Annotated in this window: 20 protein-coding genes; 6 read left to right on the top strand and 14 right to left on the bottom strand. The window is 34.0% G+C overall.

Annotated features, from left to right (window positions below; genetic code table 11):
• Positions 1-27 precede the first annotated feature (27 nt).
• From ACFX4E_RS22585 to ACFX4E_RS22575, 3 genes are all read right to left on the bottom strand, one after another.
• The gene (locus tag ACFX4E_RS22585; protein ID WP_051421143.1) at positions 28-261 is read right to left on the bottom strand and encodes a hypothetical protein; all 234 of its coding nucleotides are present in this window, start codon (positions 259-261) and stop codon (positions 28-30) included.
• 700 nt (positions 262-961) lie between these two features.
• A complete protein-coding gene (locus ACFX4E_RS22580) occupies positions 962-1,753 on the bottom strand; it encodes a phosphotransferase (RefSeq protein ID WP_060744991.1) in 792 nt (263 codons plus the stop codon).
• Positions 1,754-2,027: 274 nt separating this feature from the next.
• Positions 2,028-2,804: an SDR family oxidoreductase gene (locus ACFX4E_RS22575; RefSeq protein ID WP_279620986.1), complete on the bottom strand. Its 777-nt coding sequence runs from the start codon at positions 2,802-2,804 to the stop codon at positions 2,028-2,030.
• Between the two features lie 430 nt (positions 2,805-3,234).
• Between ACFX4E_RS22575 and mle the strand changes: the two genes are divergently transcribed.
• Positions 3,235-4,074, top strand: coding sequence for an alpha/beta fold macrolide esterase (mle, locus tag ACFX4E_RS22570; protein ID WP_098248876.1), 840 nt, complete (start codon positions 3,235-3,237; stop codon positions 4,072-4,074).
• 230 nt (positions 4,075-4,304) lie between these two features.
• Positions 4,305-4,892 carry a DUF4825 domain-containing protein gene (locus ACFX4E_RS22565; protein WP_098333484.1) on the top strand — a complete coding sequence of 196 codons (588 nt, stop codon included), beginning with the start codon at positions 4,305-4,307 and terminating at the stop codon, positions 4,890-4,892.
• 87 nt (positions 4,893-4,979) lie between these two features.
• Here ACFX4E_RS22565 and ACFX4E_RS22560 read toward each other — a convergent pair whose 3' ends face one another.
• The 9 genes from ACFX4E_RS22560 to ACFX4E_RS22520 form a co-directional block, all read right to left on the bottom strand.
• Positions 4,980-5,669, bottom strand: coding sequence for an alpha/beta fold hydrolase (locus ACFX4E_RS22560; protein WP_377238486.1), 690 nt, complete (start codon positions 5,667-5,669; stop codon positions 4,980-4,982).
• Between the two features lie 165 nt (positions 5,670-5,834).
• Entirely contained in the window at positions 5,835-6,758 is a 924-nt protein-coding gene (locus ACFX4E_RS22555) for a LysR family transcriptional regulator (RefSeq protein ID WP_176524054.1), read from the bottom strand.
• Positions 6,759-7,151: 393 nt separating this feature from the next.
• The gene (locus ACFX4E_RS22550; protein WP_377238484.1) at positions 7,152-7,727 is read right to left on the bottom strand and encodes a hypothetical protein; all 576 of its coding nucleotides are present in this window, start codon (positions 7,725-7,727) and stop codon (positions 7,152-7,154) included.
• 155 nt (positions 7,728-7,882) lie between these two features.
• Positions 7,883-8,230, bottom strand: coding sequence for an outer membrane protein assembly factor BamD (locus ACFX4E_RS22545; protein ID WP_377238483.1), 348 nt, complete (start codon positions 8,228-8,230; stop codon positions 7,883-7,885).
• Between the two features lie 95 nt (positions 8,231-8,325).
• Complete coding sequence (locus ACFX4E_RS22540) at positions 8,326-8,658, bottom strand: hypothetical protein (RefSeq protein ID WP_098333486.1); 333 nt, start codon at positions 8,656-8,658, stop codon at positions 8,326-8,328.
• A gap of 110 nt (positions 8,659-8,768) precedes the next feature.
• On the bottom strand, positions 8,769-9,122 hold the full coding sequence (locus ACFX4E_RS22535) for a hypothetical protein (protein ID WP_098248881.1): 354 nt from the start codon (positions 9,120-9,122) through the stop codon (positions 8,769-8,771).
• Between the two features lie 357 nt (positions 9,123-9,479).
• Positions 9,480-9,710, bottom strand: a complete 231-nt coding sequence (locus tag ACFX4E_RS22530; protein ID WP_377238482.1) for a DUF3923 family protein — start codon at positions 9,708-9,710, stop codon at positions 9,480-9,482.
• A 224-nt stretch (positions 9,711-9,934) separates the two neighbouring features.
• Entirely contained in the window at positions 9,935-10,228 is a 294-nt protein-coding gene (locus ACFX4E_RS22525) for a hypothetical protein (RefSeq protein WP_279620719.1), read from the bottom strand.
• Positions 10,229-10,662: 434 nt separating this feature from the next.
• Entirely contained in the window at positions 10,663-11,166 is a 504-nt protein-coding gene (locus tag ACFX4E_RS22520) for a DinB family protein (RefSeq protein ID WP_028409980.1), read from the bottom strand.
• A gap of 96 nt (positions 11,167-11,262) precedes the next feature.
• On the opposite strand from ACFX4E_RS22520, the gene ACFX4E_RS22515 reads away from it, so the two are divergent.
• Positions 11,263-11,697 (top strand): diguanylate cyclase, encoded by a 435-nt coding sequence (locus ACFX4E_RS22515; RefSeq protein WP_217599304.1) that lies wholly within the window; start codon positions 11,263-11,265, stop codon positions 11,695-11,697.
• A gap of 265 nt (positions 11,698-11,962) precedes the next feature.
• Positions 11,963-12,577 carry a DUF998 domain-containing protein gene (locus tag ACFX4E_RS22510; protein ID WP_221840346.1) on the top strand — a complete coding sequence of 205 codons (615 nt, stop codon included), beginning with the start codon at positions 11,963-11,965 and terminating at the stop codon, positions 12,575-12,577.
• Positions 12,578-12,670: 93 nt separating this feature from the next.
• Here the strand turns inward: ACFX4E_RS22510 and ACFX4E_RS22505 are convergent, their stop codons facing one another.
• Positions 12,671-13,267 carry a YdcF family protein gene (locus tag ACFX4E_RS22505; protein WP_028409977.1) on the bottom strand — a complete coding sequence of 199 codons (597 nt, stop codon included), beginning with the start codon at positions 13,265-13,267 and terminating at the stop codon, positions 12,671-12,673.
• 844 nt (positions 13,268-14,111) lie between these two features.
• Between ACFX4E_RS22505 and ACFX4E_RS22500 the strand changes: the two genes are divergently transcribed.
• Both ACFX4E_RS22500 and ACFX4E_RS22495 read left to right on the top strand, forming a co-directional pair.
• Positions 14,112-15,281 (top strand): FtsW/RodA/SpoVE family cell cycle protein, encoded by a 1,170-nt coding sequence (locus ACFX4E_RS22500; protein WP_028409976.1) that lies wholly within the window; start codon positions 14,112-14,114, stop codon positions 15,279-15,281.
• Between the two features lie 142 nt (positions 15,282-15,423).
• Positions 15,424-16,614 (top strand): FtsW/RodA/SpoVE family cell cycle protein, encoded by a 1,191-nt coding sequence (locus ACFX4E_RS22495; RefSeq protein WP_028409975.1) that lies wholly within the window; start codon positions 15,424-15,426, stop codon positions 16,612-16,614.
• 228 nt (positions 16,615-16,842) lie between these two features.
• On the opposite strand, the gene ACFX4E_RS22490 is transcribed toward ACFX4E_RS22495, so the two are convergent.
• Entirely contained in the window at positions 16,843-17,754 is a 912-nt protein-coding gene (locus ACFX4E_RS22490) for a C40 family peptidase (protein ID WP_028409974.1), read from the bottom strand.
• Positions 17,755-17,923: the final 169 nt, after the last annotated feature.

Below are 17,923 nucleotides of genomic sequence, written 5' to 3'. Positions count from 1 at the left end.
ATATAAAATCAGAGCCTGTCCAAATTATTAGCAACTACGTTTTCTTAATCTGCGAACGCTGATACTTTCTAAACTAGTCGTATTTCTATTACCTGAATTATCTTCCCATACCAAAAATCCGCCTTCTGCTCGAATAAACGTACCATTTCCATCAAGCTGTCTTCCAGCAGAAAAAACTTGAATTTTATCTCCTCTTCGAAAATTATCTACTATAGAGCGAGATTGAGATGTACGACGATCTCCACTACGACGTCCTGGCATAACTTCACCTCCTTATACATTTATAGTACATACTATGAAAAAAACGAAAATTGGCATAAGCAAAACGCGTAAAAGCACAAAAAATATTTTACAAATCGAAAATTTGGCCATCCCTGTCCATAGTATTTCTGCAATTTCTCTTACATTCATTCCTACTCAACATAATGCTTTCTAGAGCACATATAAAAAGCTAGCTCTTAGTGCATAACGATCCTTTTTGTTGCTGCAACTTAAAAACACACTGAATCTCTTTCATCTTATATTGCTGTTGTTGCATTGATTTATTGAGTATAAAATACATATATGTTAAAGAGTTTGATATATATAATTTAAAAAGTTATATCTTTTAGACACAAAAAAAGAACCCTCCATAAAATGAGGATTCAAACAGGGTAAGTAAGAAAAAGAAATATACATGCATGTTCCTGGGGGGCACTACGCTTGTATAATCAACTTATACCCGCTATTCACTGATTCAAACAGTTAAAAACATTTCAAATAAAAATTAATCGCTAATCTATTAAATACAATCTCTGAATATATTCAATAGCTTTATCTTTGTACTCTACCTGTTCTCTAATATTAATAATTCGCATAACAAGTCCTCCTCTACAAAGAATAACAACCATCATTTACATAAAGGGTGTTATAGACATGCTTTTTAATAAAAGTGTGTTGCTTCTTCCATTAAAACTTATCCTTAAGCCCATTCTTTCCTATGTTCACGAATAAATTTAATGTCATTTTGATAATGTTCAAGATGTCCTTCGTCTATCATTTTTTGGAACGCCCTGTCGCCTTCACTGGCTTTTCTTGTAATTGTTTTACATAACCCCTCTAATCGCAGCAATACCACTTCCAAATAACCTTCTCGTAATTCTTCGCCGTAAGATTCAAAAAATAATTTCACTCTTTGTTTTCTATGTTGAGCATGGTGCAATGAATTATAATAAATCTTCTCACCTGTTTCAGAAAGGTAAAATCTACTTAAGGGGACGCACGTATAAAGAGTATAAGCAATGTCCCAAATTCTTGGCCCGGGCCCAGCAACATCAAAATCAATGATGCCTACGGGTCTTTCTTGCTTGAAAATGATGTTGTATATGGCAAAATCATTATGACATAGTACCTCAAATGGTTTAGGAGTGTTATCTATTGATTTCCAGCTGTCATCAAATGAAAAACCACTCACTGAATTATGATAAAGACGGAGCATTTTCCCTATTTCTATTAAAACATCATCAGACCACATATATTTCTTCAAAGGATAATTCCCAGCTTCACCTTCAATAAATGACAAGACCTCTCTCCCTTTTTCATCAATGCCTAAAAATTTTGGTGCATAACTAAAACCTTTGTTCTCTAAATGCTTTAATAGCTTATGAAATTTATGGCTATCTGATTTTAGTTCTCGTCGTACAGTTTCTCCCAAGCGATAAACGTTAGAGACATTCCCTCCTGTTAGCACTTCTTCGTCCTCAAAGCTTGACATATAAACATTCCCCCTGAATATATCCTATTTGTCGTCAATAAGTGAAAATGATAAAGCATTCGTCATAAATGAAATACCTGATTTTACTACTGATTCAGAAAAGCCCGTACTTTTTCTTTTATAGCCCATCAACAATCCTTTGGGACTGACTAATAAAGTGGAGAAAATCGGTTATCGTTACATTATAAAAAAAGAATCTTCCTTCGAAGATCCTTTTAACTGCTTGTTTCATACAAAAATCCTCTAAAAAATGAAAGACCGCTACTATATTAAATCACCAAAAGCCTCCATCTGAGTGAATAATTTGTCCGGTAATCCATTCTGCTTCTTCACTTGCTAAAAAAATAACTAATTTTGCGGCATCCCGTGGCTCACCAAGTCGACCCATCGGGAACTTTGGCCGTAGCTCTTCTTTTAACTCACTGCTCATCCAGCCAGTGTTAGTTGGTCCAGGATCTACAGCATTAACAGTAATCTTAAGAGGTGCTAATTCAATAGCAACTGATTTAGTAAACGTAGAAACAGCCCCTTTTGTTGCAACATAGGCCAAATTCCCCGGCTCAGGTGACTTATCTTGACCTGACACCATATTAATAATTCGACCGCCATGCTTACCTTCGATTAGACGTGCAAACTCAACAGTCAAAAGACACGTCCCTCTAACATTCACGTTATAATGAGCATCAAGCGTATCAGCATCTATAGAACGAAAATCTACGTCCACAGAATGTGTTGCATTATTTACAAGGATTGATGGAGACCCTAGTTTGTTTTGAACTTCATCAAGCAGCTTTCTTGGTGCATCGGGTTGCGATAAATCCAATTCCATTGATTCACATCGCACTCCCAGACCGCGAATCTCTTCCATAAGATGTTTCGACCATTTAAAATCATCCTCATTGCAATAATCCATTAAACGATCATACTTTGACCAATGAGTGAAAAAAATATCTGCGCCTTCTCTAGCTAATTCCCTGCATATTTCAGTACCAATACCTTTTGCCCGACTGGCACCAGTAACAACCGCAATCTTATTTATTAACCTCTTCATAATGCATCTCCTCATGAGAACGTTGAATTCATATGCTCACCAATAGCACAGGAATTCAGCAATCCTGTATATGTATATTAGTCTATCAAGTTATAATAAATGAAAAAATGTAATTAAAGTTTAAAAGGTATTTTCTCCATAGTAATCATTCATTCTTATTTCACCTCACATAAGTATTTTTCCATACATGCATTCAACTTTCCTGCCTTATCAACATGTTACAGACAGCAAAAACTGAATCCCCCTAGTCTTCAACAAGTTTGGACTTACATTTTCAAGAACGTTATATTTTACTTTTTAGTAAAAAGGTAAAGAGATAGGTAGAATAATGGATTTCCTAAATAAAATTCCAAAAGGAAATATCCCTATGTTAGAGAACTGAATAAAGGACTGCTTTTCATTTCTCTAACACTTAAAAGGAGGTACACGAATGAATGAAGAGATAATAAAAATTGATAACGTTGAGATTTGTACAGAAAGTTTTGGAAACCCCAAGAATCCCGCTGTACTTTTAATAATGGGAGCAATGTCTTCGTTAGATTGGTGGGATGAAGACTTCTGTCTTCTCCTCGCTGAACATGAGAGATTTGTTATTCGTTACGACCATCGTGATTTAGGACGGTCTACCACTTATCCACCCGGTACGTCTAACTATACAATAACGGATATGGCTGACGATGCAATTGGTGTTTTAGATGCTTACTCTATAGACAAAGCTCATATTGTTGGAATGTCTTTGGGCGGGATGATAGGACAAATCCTTGCTCTTAGATATCCGGATCGCATAGACTCCCTTACTTTAATTGCATCAAGCGTATTTGGAAAGGAGGCGGAAAAATTGCCCCCAATGGATCAGCGGATACTTGATTACCACACGAAGAGCGCTTCCATAGACTGGTCAAATCAAGAGGAGACTGTTCCCTACCTTGCAGGTGGATGGGAAATTTTAAGTGGAACAAAACCTTATGAAGAGAAAAGAATGTATAAGCTAGCAGAAAGAGAAGCTGCCCGCGCCAAACGGCTGCCGAGTAGATTTAACCATGCTTTGCTTCAAGGAGGAGGCCAATATTATGACAGATTGAGTGAAATTACTATACCTACACTGATTATTCATGGAACAGAAGATCCGGCCCTCCCATACGAACATGGACTTGCTCTTGCAAAAGCTATTGCTCATGCTAATTTAATAGCTCTTGATCGTACAGGACATGAAGTCCATAGTGAGGACTGGGCACAAATTATCGAATCAATTGTAGGGATTAGTTCCTAAAAGTAAAACATGAGATATGAAGACTTCAAAGCGCTTTTTTAAGAAAGCTTTGGGGTCTTTTCATGTTTCAAAGTTCCTTCCTTCTACTTACAGTAGACAAAACGTCTCCTATAGCAAAGGGTGTTTTGTACAAAAGTACCTACATCTTTTCAAAACATCATATTTACGATACACTGATAATTCGCGAAATATCCACATAAGGGTATTACAGTAAGAAAGTGGAGGTTTTTATGAAATATTTTAAGGTGCTTTTTTGTTTAATCTTATTAATCCTTGTAGGTATAACCGGCTGTTCTTCAAAAGAAGAAGTCACAAGCATTAACACTGTTGATGTAAAAGATCTTAAAGACCACAGTGGAACTTATGTTGGAGATAATTCTAACGTAGTAGCTATCGTAAGAGCATTGCCTGGAGGAGAAACGTTTAAAGAAATTAATTTACATAATAAAACACCAAAAATAATGTATGGTACTAAAGAGGACTCTTTATCAGAAGATGAAATATTAAAATATTGGCTCGACGGTAAGGATACACTAGAGAAAAACTTTCTTTATAATGCTATTTATTTAACGATACTAATACCTAATGCTGAAGGGTACAGTTTTAAAATAGATGATCAGAAATTCTCAGTATCTAGAGAAGAAATGAAACAATTCATTTCCAAAAACATTCAAACTTTACCAGATAGCAATGAGTTATTTGATAAAGAAAAAGCACAGCAATTTATAGATAATAATAAAGAGAAGATTAATAAAGCAGTTAAATCGGCAGCTATTCGAGAACAATTTTTTAAGAATGTTCCTATCGTAAAAGAATAAGAACAAATAAAGAGCCTTAAATAAGGCTCTTTATTTGTTTTCTATTTACTTCACCAAACTTTCAAATTAAATAAAAGCTCCAGAAAGTCACGCATCAAGGAAGCTTTTCACAGCAGTTAAAAAAGCGGATAAGTTTCCTGTATGCACCTCATGTCCAGCCCCTTCTATCGTTGCTAATTTACAATTTGGAATGCGCTTAGAAACTTCCTGTAATTTATCTTGAGGAATATGGCTGGATCCTCCTCCTATGATGAGAGTAGGTGCAATTATCTCTGTAAGACTTCCCCACCATTTAGGTTTGGGGTTGTTTAACTGTTGAAGAATTGAAGGTACAACCTCCCAGTCAAACGGTAAAGAACCAGGCGGTTTGGCAGGAATTTCGAACTTCTCTCCTGTAAAAGGTGGAGGAGTATCTTCAACAATCAGCCGATCTACCCTTTCTGGAAATGTTTCAGAAAAAAGATAGGACACCGTACCGCCCATAGAATGCCCAATTAACGTAAAGCGCTCCAAATTCATCGCATTTACAAACTGAAGCAAGTCATCACACATGAGTTCAAACGTGTACGCGTCAGTTCTCTCACTTCCACCGTGTCCTCGCTGATCTAAAGCTAGAAACCGATATTCCTTCCCTAATACAGCTGCTACTTCATCCCAAGACTCTGCACTCATTCCCAAAGCGTGAAGTGCAATAATAGCGGGTGCCGAAACTTCGCCCGCCTCTCGATATTGAAATGTTAAACCATTTAGTTCAATTTGATTTACTCCCATTTTCAAATTAGATCAACTCCTAACTCAGATTTCACCAATTAAAATCTAGATTATTAAGGTTCATCTATATATTAGCGAAGGAATGAAGATTTCCTTCACCTCTTATCTTATTAGGAAAGATATTAGATTATTTTATGTATCCTGTGTAATTCTTTAGTCAGCATAACGCACCTAGAGTTTTTTACTTTCGAGACCTATATAATTTAAACCAAAAGTACTGCAAGCCAATTGAATAAAAGATTGCAAAGGAAGAGACATGAATTTATCTTTATGCCAAAACATTTGTGTGTAAAGAGGTGTATCAACTTTAGTGCATGCTAATTCTTTTAATATACCTTTCTCAACTTCCGCTTTTACTACTACTTCCGGTAGTATGGCAATACCTAAATCTAACATTACACACTGTTTAATAGCTTCTACGCTTACAAATTCAAATTTAGTTGATGTGCAAATACCCGCCTCACGAAACAAGTTTTCCAATACTACCCGGTATGAACAACCCGACTCAGTATACAAAAGAGTCTCATTCTCAAGGTCTTCTAAGTAGATTTCCGCTTTATTAGCTAAAGGATGCTGAGGAGAAGCTATAATTTTTAGGTTTTCTGCAACAAGACATTGCGTATGTAGATTTGCATCGTAATGCTGAATAGGCTCCAATGTAAAGGCAATATCAAGAGTGCCATCTAGTAGCTGCGCTCTCGTTTGTTCTTGAGAGTAAATGGGCTTAAAGATCATTTTAACCTTTGGAAATTGATCCTTGAACTCTTTTAATATTGGAGGCAATCTATACGTGCACTGACTTTCAGAAGATCCAATGATAAGTGTACCTGCGGGCTCCTCCACTCCACTTACAGCGTTTTTTGCTTCCTTAGTCAATTGAATCAGTTTATCGGCGTACCTTTTGAATTCTCTACCTGCTTCTGTTAAAACCAAGCGCTTTCCGAGACGTTCAAATAAAGGCGTTTCAAGTTCATTTTCAAGAGCTTTTATTTGAGCGGTAACGCTTGATTGAGCAAAGTTCAAAATTTTAGCTGTATATGTAAAATTTAAATTTTCTGCAGCTGTTTTAAATGTAATCAGTTGTTTTATTTCGATTTTCCTCACCTCTTTATAATCGGATATTTCGATTGATTCAATCGTAATGTTCATCTGTAACGATTGCTAATTTCATTATAAAATATGGTAAATCAAACCACAACACACTAAATATAAAGAGATAAGGGGGAAATCATAATGTCTATAAAAAAAGAGAATACAAAGGAATCAACCGTTCTAATGCCAAAAAATACAAGTGACAAAAACTTCAAATACTATTGGAATGAAATTATTCGAGCGCTTATCGTAACCAAATAAGTAGGGCTAATCAATTTTATTTTTTGGAAAAGTAAATCCACATACAAGCGTATAAATATAAAAACAATAGCTCGCTAACGCTGACGATATACAGAATTAGCGAGCTATTAATCTATTTAAACTTATTAATCATGTTTATTGGCTTGAATCTAACCTAAACTTTGCAATATCCTTTTCATCTTGGGAGATAATGAGCGTACCCTTTAACGCATTAGCTTGTAGCTTTTTTAGTTCTTCTTCAGTTGGTAAAAGAGGTAATTCATTATTTTTTTCCTTTGCTCCTAAGGTATAACTAAGAGTAAATTTACTTGTTCCTTTAGATGGAATTTCTCCTATACTCATACCAATACCTAACTTATTGTTATCCATATTATAAATATTTGAACCAATTGATTCCTTTACAGCTGATACTAACTCCTTATCTGGTTCTATGCGAATGTTTGTTTTAGCAGAATCAAAGAGAGCCATAATATTATTAGACGTATTTTCCATCGTAAATGTATAGCGTAACTCCATTGGAACGATACTTTTACTTTTATTCTTTTTATCAGGTACTATCATTTCCCCAACGATTTTTTTATCATCTGTTAACGTTACCTCTGCTTTTTGTAATTTTAGGTACTCAACATTGTTTACATATTCCGTTTTTGAACAAGCGGAGATGATAAACACCAAACACATAATAAACAAACCAAGATAGAACTTTTTCATATTTCTCCTCCAAACATTTTTTGTCCCCCAACAATAAACATATGTTATTACATTTTCTATATTTTGTATTTTATAATTGTCATATGAGCTATTATTAAACGTAAAAACACCAAGGTGCTTTATGTTTCCTTGGTGTCTTTTATTTGTTTTTGTATCTAGTAATTTTCTTCTACAAAACGTATCGCTTTGTTTAATTCTGAAGTTCTTAAAACGACTTCTTTATCATTAAAAATAATAAAGAAAGGGCTGCCTTCTACCTTTAAGTCCGGATATTGATTCTTTACTTCTTCCAACGAAGAAAAATATCGAACTTGTTTTAAACCCATTATTTCCTCTGGATGATCGATCTCTTCTCCTACTGCCAAAATAGAATATTCTTCTCCATCTGACAATAACTCTTTAGGTGGAGAATCCGCGTATTGTGTTTTCCAAGTTAAACTTGAACATGCTGCACATAGAATAACCAAAGATAGAATAAAAGGTAAGTATAACCACTTTTTCATAACACAGCCCCTTCTGTATTCGAAATATATTTCAAAAGAAAAATGATGCAACATCTTTATTTACCATAATGGGTTTTACAGACACTTTAGCACCTTTATTGACGCGAGTACAAAAACCACGCAGGCATCTCGGTGTTTTCAATTAGCAGCACTTGTTTATGCTTAGGATCACCTTTAATAGCATAAACAAAATCCCCATTTTGTGTTTTACCAAAGGCTCTAAAATATTTCTTAGAGTCATACTTTGTTTGATCAGACATCTCTGTGCACTCATATTTTCCATATGTATCACTTAAAAGCTTTGTGTTAAACATATTATCGTCTTTTGTTACATAAAACTTATCGTAAGAAAAGAACAAAAAATATATACTTAACGCCCCTATAATTGTTATACAACTAGCTAAGCCCCATCGAATTTTTTTATTCACTTTCGACCTCTTAAAATTTTTTTGTTTTACTATAATTAGGTTTTGATATATGTAATACGCTCACGTAGAACGTATTTTCTGAAAGACAAAGTAGTCAACTTAAATAATACTCAACTTTTTTGGGCTACCTTTTTCATTAACTGACTTTTATGATCTTTATCTTTAACTATAATATAATCCTCTGTTCCTTTTACTGAATAGATTTCTGAACCAACTGTAAAATAGTTTGATTGATTATTACCTTCGGGCATCGTAGTTGCTTTAGTTTTCTTTTCTATGGTTCCTATTTGGTCTCCTATTTCTTGTGTTTGATCTAATTTATCTTCTGTTCCGTTATATTCCTTGTTTTCAACTACAACAATGATAGCAGAAGAACTCTCTATATTTTCCCCTGTACTTTCTTGATTACATGCAGTTAGAACGGTTAAATAAACTACTGACAGAAAACTAAGTGTTCTCTTCATAATAGCCTCCGAAAATCATTTTCCTTACCCCTTGATTAAAATTGATATTAGGCGATATACCAAGTTCAGTGACGTATCATAATGTATTCCAAAACGAACAATCCTAAAAGTTCTATTAAACAAACTTTCCGGGTTCCTCCACATAAAAATCCACATAACCGCAGCTTGAACAAACATAAGGTATTAACTCGCTGTAATGGTGATTGTTATTTAATACGCTACTCGGTGTTTTATTTACACCTACTGTACCAGGTGATAATTGAATACGATCTTTGATTAGAGCTGAATCACATTTAGAGCATTTTTTGCTTTGCATACACATCATCCCTCTCTATTCCATAACATTATTCCTATTTTCTATAGTACATGCTTACTAACTTTAAAATTAATAATTAGCCATATAACTTGAATAATCAAAGGGAAAATACATGCAATTAGCAACACTATAAATCCCAATAATTTTAGCTCCGGTGTTTGGGTAACACCCGCTCCATCCACTTCTCTTGTCCAGATAACAGCTGTGCCTACAGCGAAAAGTATGATCCAAATTATATTAGCTATACACCAGGAAATCCATCGTCTTTTCACATCATCACTTCTTTCAATTTAAGCTGCATCTTTCTTTATTAATTCCCAGATAAGAGCAATGGTAGAAATAGCTCCACCTACCGCAAAGAGATAAGAAGAAAACGGTATTGTTTCATGTATGAATAAACTTCTTACTCCATAAAAACACAGGATAATAGTGCTGATTAAACCAATCATAAGCCGAATATTTTTATTGATCGTTTTCTCCCCCTTTAGGCTTCTCTTTACACCTGATCCTTTATCATAAGCCCAAATATAGCGAAAAAGTTTAATACAACCAGAAACCCATAATAAAAGCCGATCCCTTCAAAAAGCAAAGAGAGAATAGGAAATATCATAGATTCAAAGCCAAACAACATAATAATAAGCCCAATTCCTTTAGCGAGCTGTTTTTCATCCTTAGGTGTAAATATCTTTCCATACCCAGCAATAAAATTAGTACTACCTTTTTTCCATACACGTTTCCCAATATAAATGATGAAGCAGCTTACTAAACATATAAATAATACGTTTAACATCAGATATTATCCCTTCTTTACACACTTCAATTTAACATATATAGTATATTTTACCATAAAAATTTACAAATATTATGTATTAAAGGTGGACTCATAAAATATAACACTATAAAATATATCCATACTAAGTATGGATATTTTAATTAATCAAGAACTCACTGAAGAATATAATAAAACTGAAAAAGTTGTGAAAAGCGCCTTTTAAAATGAAGAATACAGCGATAAGAAAGAACATTTTGACGTGCCTGAAGAATTCTTTATGACCTTAGAGTTAACAGAGGGATTATTAAAAAATATGCAAGGTGTTGTGCAGTACTCAAAAGTTTTTTCAGAGTAAGTACTAACTGATTAATTAGGTTTTATGTAAAGGCTGCCTGAGAAAAAATTTTATAGTATTTTCTATGGACAGCCTCTTTTTTATTTACCTGATATTATTAAAGCGGTGGGTTTTCCACACCTAAATGAACCCAATCTTCTTTTGGAGGCCCATAAACTCCAGGGGGTTTCAGTCCTGCTTGACGCATCAGAATGGTAATTTGACCTCGGTGATGAACAATATGCTTGATTAGTCCCATTAAGATTGTGGCATTTGATTGGGTTCTTCCGAACGCTTCTTGCGTATGTCCTAAAGATTCATCTGTCCATTGCTGTTCAATGATTTTAGCAGCGTGAGAACTTACATTTTTAAAGGTTATAGCGATTTCCTGTGCTGAAGATGGAACGCTTGCTGTACTTTCTATTCTATCTATGCTCAGTCCAAATTCAGTTAGATAATCTGGAATATTTGTTGTAAAATGCCAAGCGATTCTTCCTAACGTACGTCCTTCAGGGCAAACTTGTTGTTTCAACGAATCATCTGTTAAGCTATCCAAAACTTTTTGAGTTAGCATGGCTTCGCTGTTCCATTCTTTGATAAAATCTGAAATGGTGTTATACATGTAAAAGACCTCCCAATATAAATCTAACCTAAATTAACACTTAAATAATATCATAGAAAAAACCAATTGGCTTATTTACTAAAGAAAGGAGATTCTATGTTATTTAAAGCTACCGCTCAAAAAACTATCATGTTTGCTTTATTACTTTTGTATGCTTTATTATTCATTCAAGCAATTCAATATAAAGTACTTGCCTTCTTACTTCTTTTTGCTATCCTCTGTTCATTTCTTTCCCTTTTCCTCAGATATGAATTTCAGATAGACAAAGATGCTTTAACCTATAGAACATATATATTATGGTTTAAAGTATATGCAAAAACCGTTAAACCAATGGACATTAAAAGAATTGTATTTAAAAGGTTAAGTTGGAAAGCAAAATTGGCTGTAGTACAAGTAGAAAACGGCTGGAATATGCGAATAGCATTATTTAATCCACCAAATGTTTTTAGGGAATTAGAAAGATTTGCACATGAATATGATGTAGATATTCAAAAAACATCAGATTATAAAATTTTAGATAAAACGCCTTGAATGTCACTGCGTTTTGGATACATTAAACTACACGTAAGTTAAGCCTTATAATCAGCAGTTATTCATTTCTAATTAAGCAGCTTTTGGACCTCTTTACCGCTACCAAACATTAGTAAAGAGGTCTTTTCCTAAGTACCTCCAAGTTTAAACACTTTGTCCTCCTTCCTCACATCAACCTCAAGCCCTACATAAAAATAGGCTTCAAGACCATTCTGTTTAACATTATTTAGATATACAATTCGTATATAACGCTTTTTAAGAGGTGATGATTCTGTATATATCGAAAAAGGTTGGCATTTTAAGCTGGTTTGCTACTTGCTTGTATTTTTTAGTTGAACCTTTCTTTATTTTGACTTCAACTGCTCCCTACAGTTTTTTAAATCACGCAATGAGTGATCTTGGCGTAACTTCTTGTGGAACCTACACCTATTCAATTGCACCTCATGACATTTGCTCTCCTCACCATTTCTGGATGAACGTATTGTTTATTATAAACGGATTAACACTTTCGATTGGTGTTCTGTACATTTCACAAAAACTCAAGAAAACAAAAATAACCCAGCTAGCAACAGCTTTTATTCTTATATTAGCTTTAGGTAACGTTGTTTCAGGCTTTATACCGGCTGATATAAATTTATTTTGGCATTCAATATTCGCTCAACTTGGCATGATCACTGTTTTAGCTGGTCTATGGATATATGCATCCTCCTTAACCAGCGGCAAGTATTGGACTTATGGCTGTTTAGTCTCCTTACTAGTCATCCTCATACTCATTATGCTTGTATTTTTTGTTCCTATGCCTACCGGTCTGCTGCAAAGATTATTCTATTTAGTAATCTTTATATGGGGCACTATGCTTTCCTTTATGTTAAACAAATAATCTATCATCACAGGACTATGTTGAACTACTCCTCGTCATCTCAAAAAGCAAAAAGTCCATAGAGGCATCCCCTATGGACTTTTTTGCAATTTTTTAGATAAATTCTCTTAATAATTCTTTAGATTTCTTTCCGCTAAAACCAAAATAATTGCCAATAAGCTTGACGTATTCTGTGTAGGTAACTTTTCTATTTAAAGCAGTTTCCCACCATCTCTGTGGATTATAATAGCGACTTCCACTAGAACAATAGGTTAATTGTATTTGGGTATCCTTAAATTCTTTATTAAAGTTTTTTTCTACTCTTTTCATATGATAGTTGGAAGAAACAACGATAGCGGATTGAAAATGATAGTTCATCATTAGCCTTTTTGTGAATTTAGCGTTTTCCGTAGTACTTGTAGCGTGATTTTCTAATATAATTGAATCCTCAGGTATTCCTGAGTCCTTGGCTTGATGATAAAAATTATTTTCTTGACCATTCGAAAGGATTAAATGAGCCGCATAGCCTTTTTTATATAATTCAATTCCTTTCTCCAGTCGATCATTATCACCACTTAACACAATGATCACGTCAGATTTTACAGGCTTTTCGTTTACCACAAGCTCTTTCCCGGCAAACAGAAAAAAAATAATCCCTAATCCCAGCATAAATATACTAATTTTTATCCTTTTACCTTTAATTTTTTGCATATAGACCCTCATTTAAAAAGTTCACTTCATATCGTATCATAAAGCTCAATATTCATAAAAATAAAAAGGTGCTTTCAAAAAAACTTTGCATTCTGTAAACAATCACAGCTTTTATATAAAAGTTAACATTAAAAATTTCAAAGAACATTCTTTCTCAATATTTTCATGAATAACATGAATTTTATATAAAATTAAATATTTTTTAACTTATTTGTATTAATATTTCTCTTTTCACTTATTTTTCATTTTTTAATGATAAAATTACAAACGATATGAGAAGTAAGCAAAATAGCTTATTTATTAACCTTAAAAAACTGACCATTATGGTCAGTTTTTTAGTGTAAAAAGAGTTAGTTGCATCATAGTTTTCTAACCGAATTTAACCAAAGTAATTCAGTTTGTAGTTAAATTCTAAGTTTTTTATTAGACAAATATTTTTCCTTAATGTTAAAATGTTTCCCTGAGGAAAGATAAATTAGGATTCTAATATATAAACTGCTAACACATGTAGACATTTCAGTTTGTTCTAAGTCAAAATTTTATTTTCAAAGGGTTTCTTATGCTCCAAAAGTTTCCTTAGGGAAAATTTATAGTATTTAATAAAAAAAATAAGCTGAAGTCAAAAAAATGTCTTGTTCACTAAATTAGGGCTAATAAACGTTTTGATTATACAGGCTATCGTATGGTAGACCTTTTATATAAAAAATCACAGTTAAAACAGATTGGAGGTTTGTGATAGATCGTGAGAAGAAATCTATTTTATTGATATTTTTCTAACATACATTAGAGAACCTTATATTCAGTGATTGGAATAGAAATTTAATAACGAAAAGGTGTTTTAAACATGGAACGCAAGAAGTCAGAAAGCTTTAATTATGGTCTTGCTTTTACACTGCTGCTGTTTTTTATTATTAGCTGTATAGCTATTTATAACGCGCAAAAAACAGGACAGTATTCTACAAACTTCGTAATTAAACAAGTTGAATGGTACGCAGTAGGTATTGGGATTATCTTCATCACCATGAGGCCTGATGAAGATCAGTGGGACCAATTCACATGGTTCTTTTATGGGCTAAATATTTTTATCCTTATTTTACTCATCGTTTCTCCCCAAAGTATTGCTCCTGTCAAAAATGGTGCAAAAAGCTGGTTCGTCCTTCCTGGTATTGGATCGATACAGCCGTCAGAGTTCACAAAAATCTCTTTAATCTTAGCATTTAGTAAAGTGATACGAAATCATAACGAAAAATTTCGCGTAAGAGATATAAGAAGCGACGTTTTACTCGTTGGAAAGCTAGGAGCTACGTTAGCGGTCCCTATTCTTCTTATTATGCAGCAGCCCGATTTAGGAACGGCACTCGTGATGATCTTTTTATTCTTTGTCATGATATTCGTTTCAGGAGTCAGTTTTAAGCTCATTCTTCCTACCTTTACTTCAATTATAGGAATCGCTTCAGGTATTTTATATATGGTTTTGAACCACCCAAAAATATTGGAAAAATATTTGCACGTTCAATCCTATCAGTTTGATCGTATCTATGCGTGGTTTGATCCAGAATCTTATGCAGGCAGCTTGTCTTACAACTATATGCAAGTGTTAAAAGCAATAGGTGCCGGATCCATTTCAGGAAGAGATACATCAAAATTTTCAGTATATGTTCCCGAAAAACATTCAGACTTTATTTTTAGTGCAATTGGAGAAAGTTACGGTTTCTTAGGAACTAGCCTTATTCTTTTCTTATTTATGGTGCTGATTTACCAAATTATTACCGTCGCATTTCATACGAAAGATCAATTCTCTACATACATTTGTACCGGCGTTATTTCAATTGTTTTCTTTCATGTTTTAGAAAATGTGGGCATGTGTATAGGACTTCTTCCGATAACGGGAATACCACTGCCGTTTATAAGCTACGGGGGAAGTGCGTTAATGAGTACGATGTTTTTGATGGGACTAGTATTAAATATAAGCTTTCAATCAAAAGCTTATATGTTTGATCAGGATGTGAGGTAATACAATGACTAATAAAAAAATGGCTAAAGAGATAAATTTAGACCTAAAGATTCGTATAAAAGTATTGAAATATATGTGTATTTTTTTATTTTCTCTCTTGTATATAGCCGTTATTAGGTGGGTTTTTTAGGAGGAGTTTTTTATGTTCAAAAAAATTCTAAAATGTTACGATTACAAATTTATTGCTGCGTTAATTGTTCTAAGCCTGATCGGTTTAATTATGGTTTATAGTGCCAGCATGGTAACAGCAATTAGCCGTTATGGTGTATCTGGGGATTATTTTTATAAAAAACAAAAGCTTGCTCTTATAGCAGGCTTTATCCTTTTCACATTAGCAGCTATCGTACCATATAAAATTTATCAAGAAAAAGCAGTATTAAAATTTTTATTAGGTGTCGCTATTTCACTCCTTATTTTAGTTTTAGCTTTTGGACATACAGCGGGTAATGCACAAAGTTGGTTTAAAATAGGGCCTATTGCTATTCAGCCGTTAGAAATAACAAAATTAACGCTTATTATCTATTTAGCCGCTGTTTTTGCAAATAAACAAGAGTATATCAATGATTTAAAAAGGTCGATTCTTCCACCTATGGTGGTTGTGCTTTTTATTTGTTTCTTAATTATCTTGCAGCCTGACTATGGTGGAGCCTTGCTTATTTTAGGAACAGTTGCAGCTATTGTGTTATGCTCAGGAATTTCAAAGAAATCTATTTTAAAAATTAGTTTATTAGGGCTAATTGGAACACTTGTTATGTTAGCCGTTTTATTAGTAACCGGAAACATGGATCTTTTGTTTTCTCCGGGGCGTTTGGCCCGTTTTACCGGATTCTTGCATCCTTTTGAAAATCAACAAGGCGATGGATATCAACTTGTTAATTCTTATGTGGCTATAGGAAACGGAGGAATATTAGGTATGGGGTTAGGACAAGGCATTCAAAAAACGGGCTACTTGCCTGAATCACATACGGATTTTATTATGGCCATTATTGCAGAAGAGCTGGGATTTTGGGGTGTACTTCTTGTATTGGGGCTACTGTTTTTTATTATTTTTAAAGGATTAAAAACAGCTATTAAGTGTCGTGATCCTTTTGGAGCACTGTTAGCTATCGGTATTTCCGTTATGATTGCTGTTCAAGTATTTGTAAACCTTGGGGCTGTCACAGGTCTTCTTCCTATTACTGGTGTCACCCTTCCTTTTATAAGCTTTGGAGGTTCTTCGCTTACATTGTTAATGCTTGCTGCAGGAATACTTACCAATGTTTCCATGTTTAACACGTACACTCAAACATTCAAAAGCCATTCAATGGAACAAGCTTATATAAGAAGTGTTTAACGCCTGAATGGCTAAATGATGTATGTTAGCTAGCGTTATTGTTATTAACAAGCTGCTACAGGACACATACATCTAATTCTTTCAACCAAGCTCAACCTCTATATTAAGACCATTGTTCGCTGCTATAACAAAAAGTCCTGACTGTATATCAGGACTTTTCACTTTATTTACACAAATAATAATAAAGCTGCTTAGTTTCAATTGCTATATTTTTTTACTAGTAATCTATTAGAAAATAGATTTACTTCCTAAATAACGAGGTGCCCAGTAAGAGTTGCTTAACGATGCAATAGTTACACCAGTTGAACTGCCAGCATGAATAAACTGCCCGTTTCCAATATAAATTCCAGCATGTGAAGGACCTCCAGTAGTATCAAAGAACACAATATCTCCTACATTTGGAGTAGATGTACTTTTTCCTGACTGATACAAGGTAGCTACTGTTCGCGGTACAGTTACTCCGCCTCCATTTTTAAATACATAATAAATGAAACCGCTGCAATCGAAACCACTCGGTGATGTTCCTCCCCACACATATGGTACGCCTATGAATTTTTTAGAATAAGCAATTATATCACTAGCTGTCGCTTGCGTTGAACTATTGACAGTTGAAGAACCAGTGGAGCTGCTAGATGCGTTATTTAAAGCATTCAAAGTAGCCGGACCTACTATTCCATCCACGGCTAAACCATGATCCCGTTGGAAATTCATAACCGCAGTTTGAGTAACTGTACCAAAATAGCCTGTTGGTGTGGCATTAAAGTAACCTTTTTCCTTTAACAATTGCTGTACTTTTTCAACTTCATTGCTAGTCATTCCATATTTTAAAAGTGTACCGTTTGTAACCGTACTTGTTGAATTACCTATTAACGCTTGATATGTATTAGATCCTACAATTCCATCAGCGGTTAAACTATGAGAACGCTGAAAGCTTAAAACTGAATCTTTTGTAATTGAACCAAAATAGCCAGTCGAAGTAGCTGAAAATATCCCCTTCTGTCTTAAAACATCCTGTAATTCTTTTACGTCTGGATCTGTCATACCTTCTTTTAATAGCTTGTCTCCTAAAGCTGCCTGGCTTATTGTCGGTAACACAATCAATGACGAGCATAGAGCTAATGAAGAAATTATCTTTTTCACTAAGTATATCCCCCGATGTTATATTTTTCTTGTTCTTGACTATAAAATTTTAGCAGGGAGAAAGAGAAAAGAAACAACCTATTTGTGAATTTTTTGTGAAATTTTCAAAAATCACTTGATTTATTAGGAGGTAATTATTTGTTTTGTCATATAAAGTATAAATATACTT

This window comes from Priestia sp. YIM B13491 (assembly GCF_042787605.1).
GTDB lineage: Bacteria > Bacillota > Bacilli > Bacillales > Bacillaceae_H > Priestia > Priestia megaterium_E.
This window is presented reverse-complemented; position numbering and strand designations above follow the sequence as displayed.

Excerpts from the sequence above, each read along its gene's own strand:
- ACFX4E_RS22515 (WP_217599304.1), top strand. The coding sequence starts at position 11,263 with ATGTTATTTAAAGCTACCGCTCAAAAAACTATCATGTTTGCTTTATTA.
- ACFX4E_RS22500 (WP_028409976.1), top strand. The coding sequence starts at position 14,112 with ATGGAACGCAAGAAGTCAGAAAGCTTTAATTATGGTCTTGCTTTTACA.
- ACFX4E_RS22520 (WP_028409980.1), bottom strand. The coding sequence starts at position 11,166 with ATGTATAACACCATTTCAGATTTTATCAAAGAATGGAACAGCGAAGCC.
- ACFX4E_RS22545 (WP_377238483.1), bottom strand. The coding sequence starts at position 8,230 with ATGAAAAAGTGGTTATACTTACCTTTTATTCTATCTTTGGTTATTCTA.
- ACFX4E_RS22575 (WP_279620986.1), bottom strand. The coding sequence starts at position 2,804 with ATGAAGAGGTTAATAAATAAGATTGCGGTTGTTACTGGTGCCAGTCGG.
- ACFX4E_RS22585 (WP_051421143.1), bottom strand. The coding sequence starts at position 261 with ATGCCAGGACGTCGTAGTGGAGATCGTCGTACATCTCAATCTCGCTCT.
- ACFX4E_RS22535 (WP_098248881.1), bottom strand. The coding sequence starts at position 9,122 with ATGAAGAGAACACTTAGTTTTCTGTCAGTAGTTTATTTAACCGTTCTA.
- ACFX4E_RS22525 (WP_279620719.1), bottom strand. The coding sequence starts at position 10,228 with ATGTTAAACGTATTATTTATATGTTTAGTAAGCTGCTTCATCATTTAT.
- ACFX4E_RS22510 (WP_221840346.1), top strand. The coding sequence starts at position 11,963 with ATGATTCTGTATATATCGAAAAAGGTTGGCATTTTAAGCTGGTTTGCT.
- ACFX4E_RS22550 (WP_377238484.1), bottom strand. The coding sequence starts at position 7,727 with ATGAAAAAGTTCTATCTTGGTTTGTTTATTATGTGTTTGGTGTTTATC.
- ACFX4E_RS22505 (WP_028409977.1), bottom strand. The coding sequence starts at position 13,267 with ATGCAAAAAATTAAAGGTAAAAGGATAAAAATTAGTATATTTATGCTG.
- ACFX4E_RS22565 (WP_098333484.1), top strand. The coding sequence starts at position 4,305 with ATGAAATATTTTAAGGTGCTTTTTTGTTTAATCTTATTAATCCTTGTA.
- ACFX4E_RS22580 (WP_060744991.1), bottom strand. The coding sequence starts at position 1,753 with ATGTCAAGCTTTGAGGACGAAGAAGTGCTAACAGGAGGGAATGTCTCT.
- ACFX4E_RS22495 (WP_028409975.1), top strand. The coding sequence starts at position 15,424 with ATGTTCAAAAAAATTCTAAAATGTTACGATTACAAATTTATTGCTGCG.
- mle (WP_098248876.1), top strand. The coding sequence starts at position 3,235 with ATGAATGAAGAGATAATAAAAATTGATAACGTTGAGATTTGTACAGAA.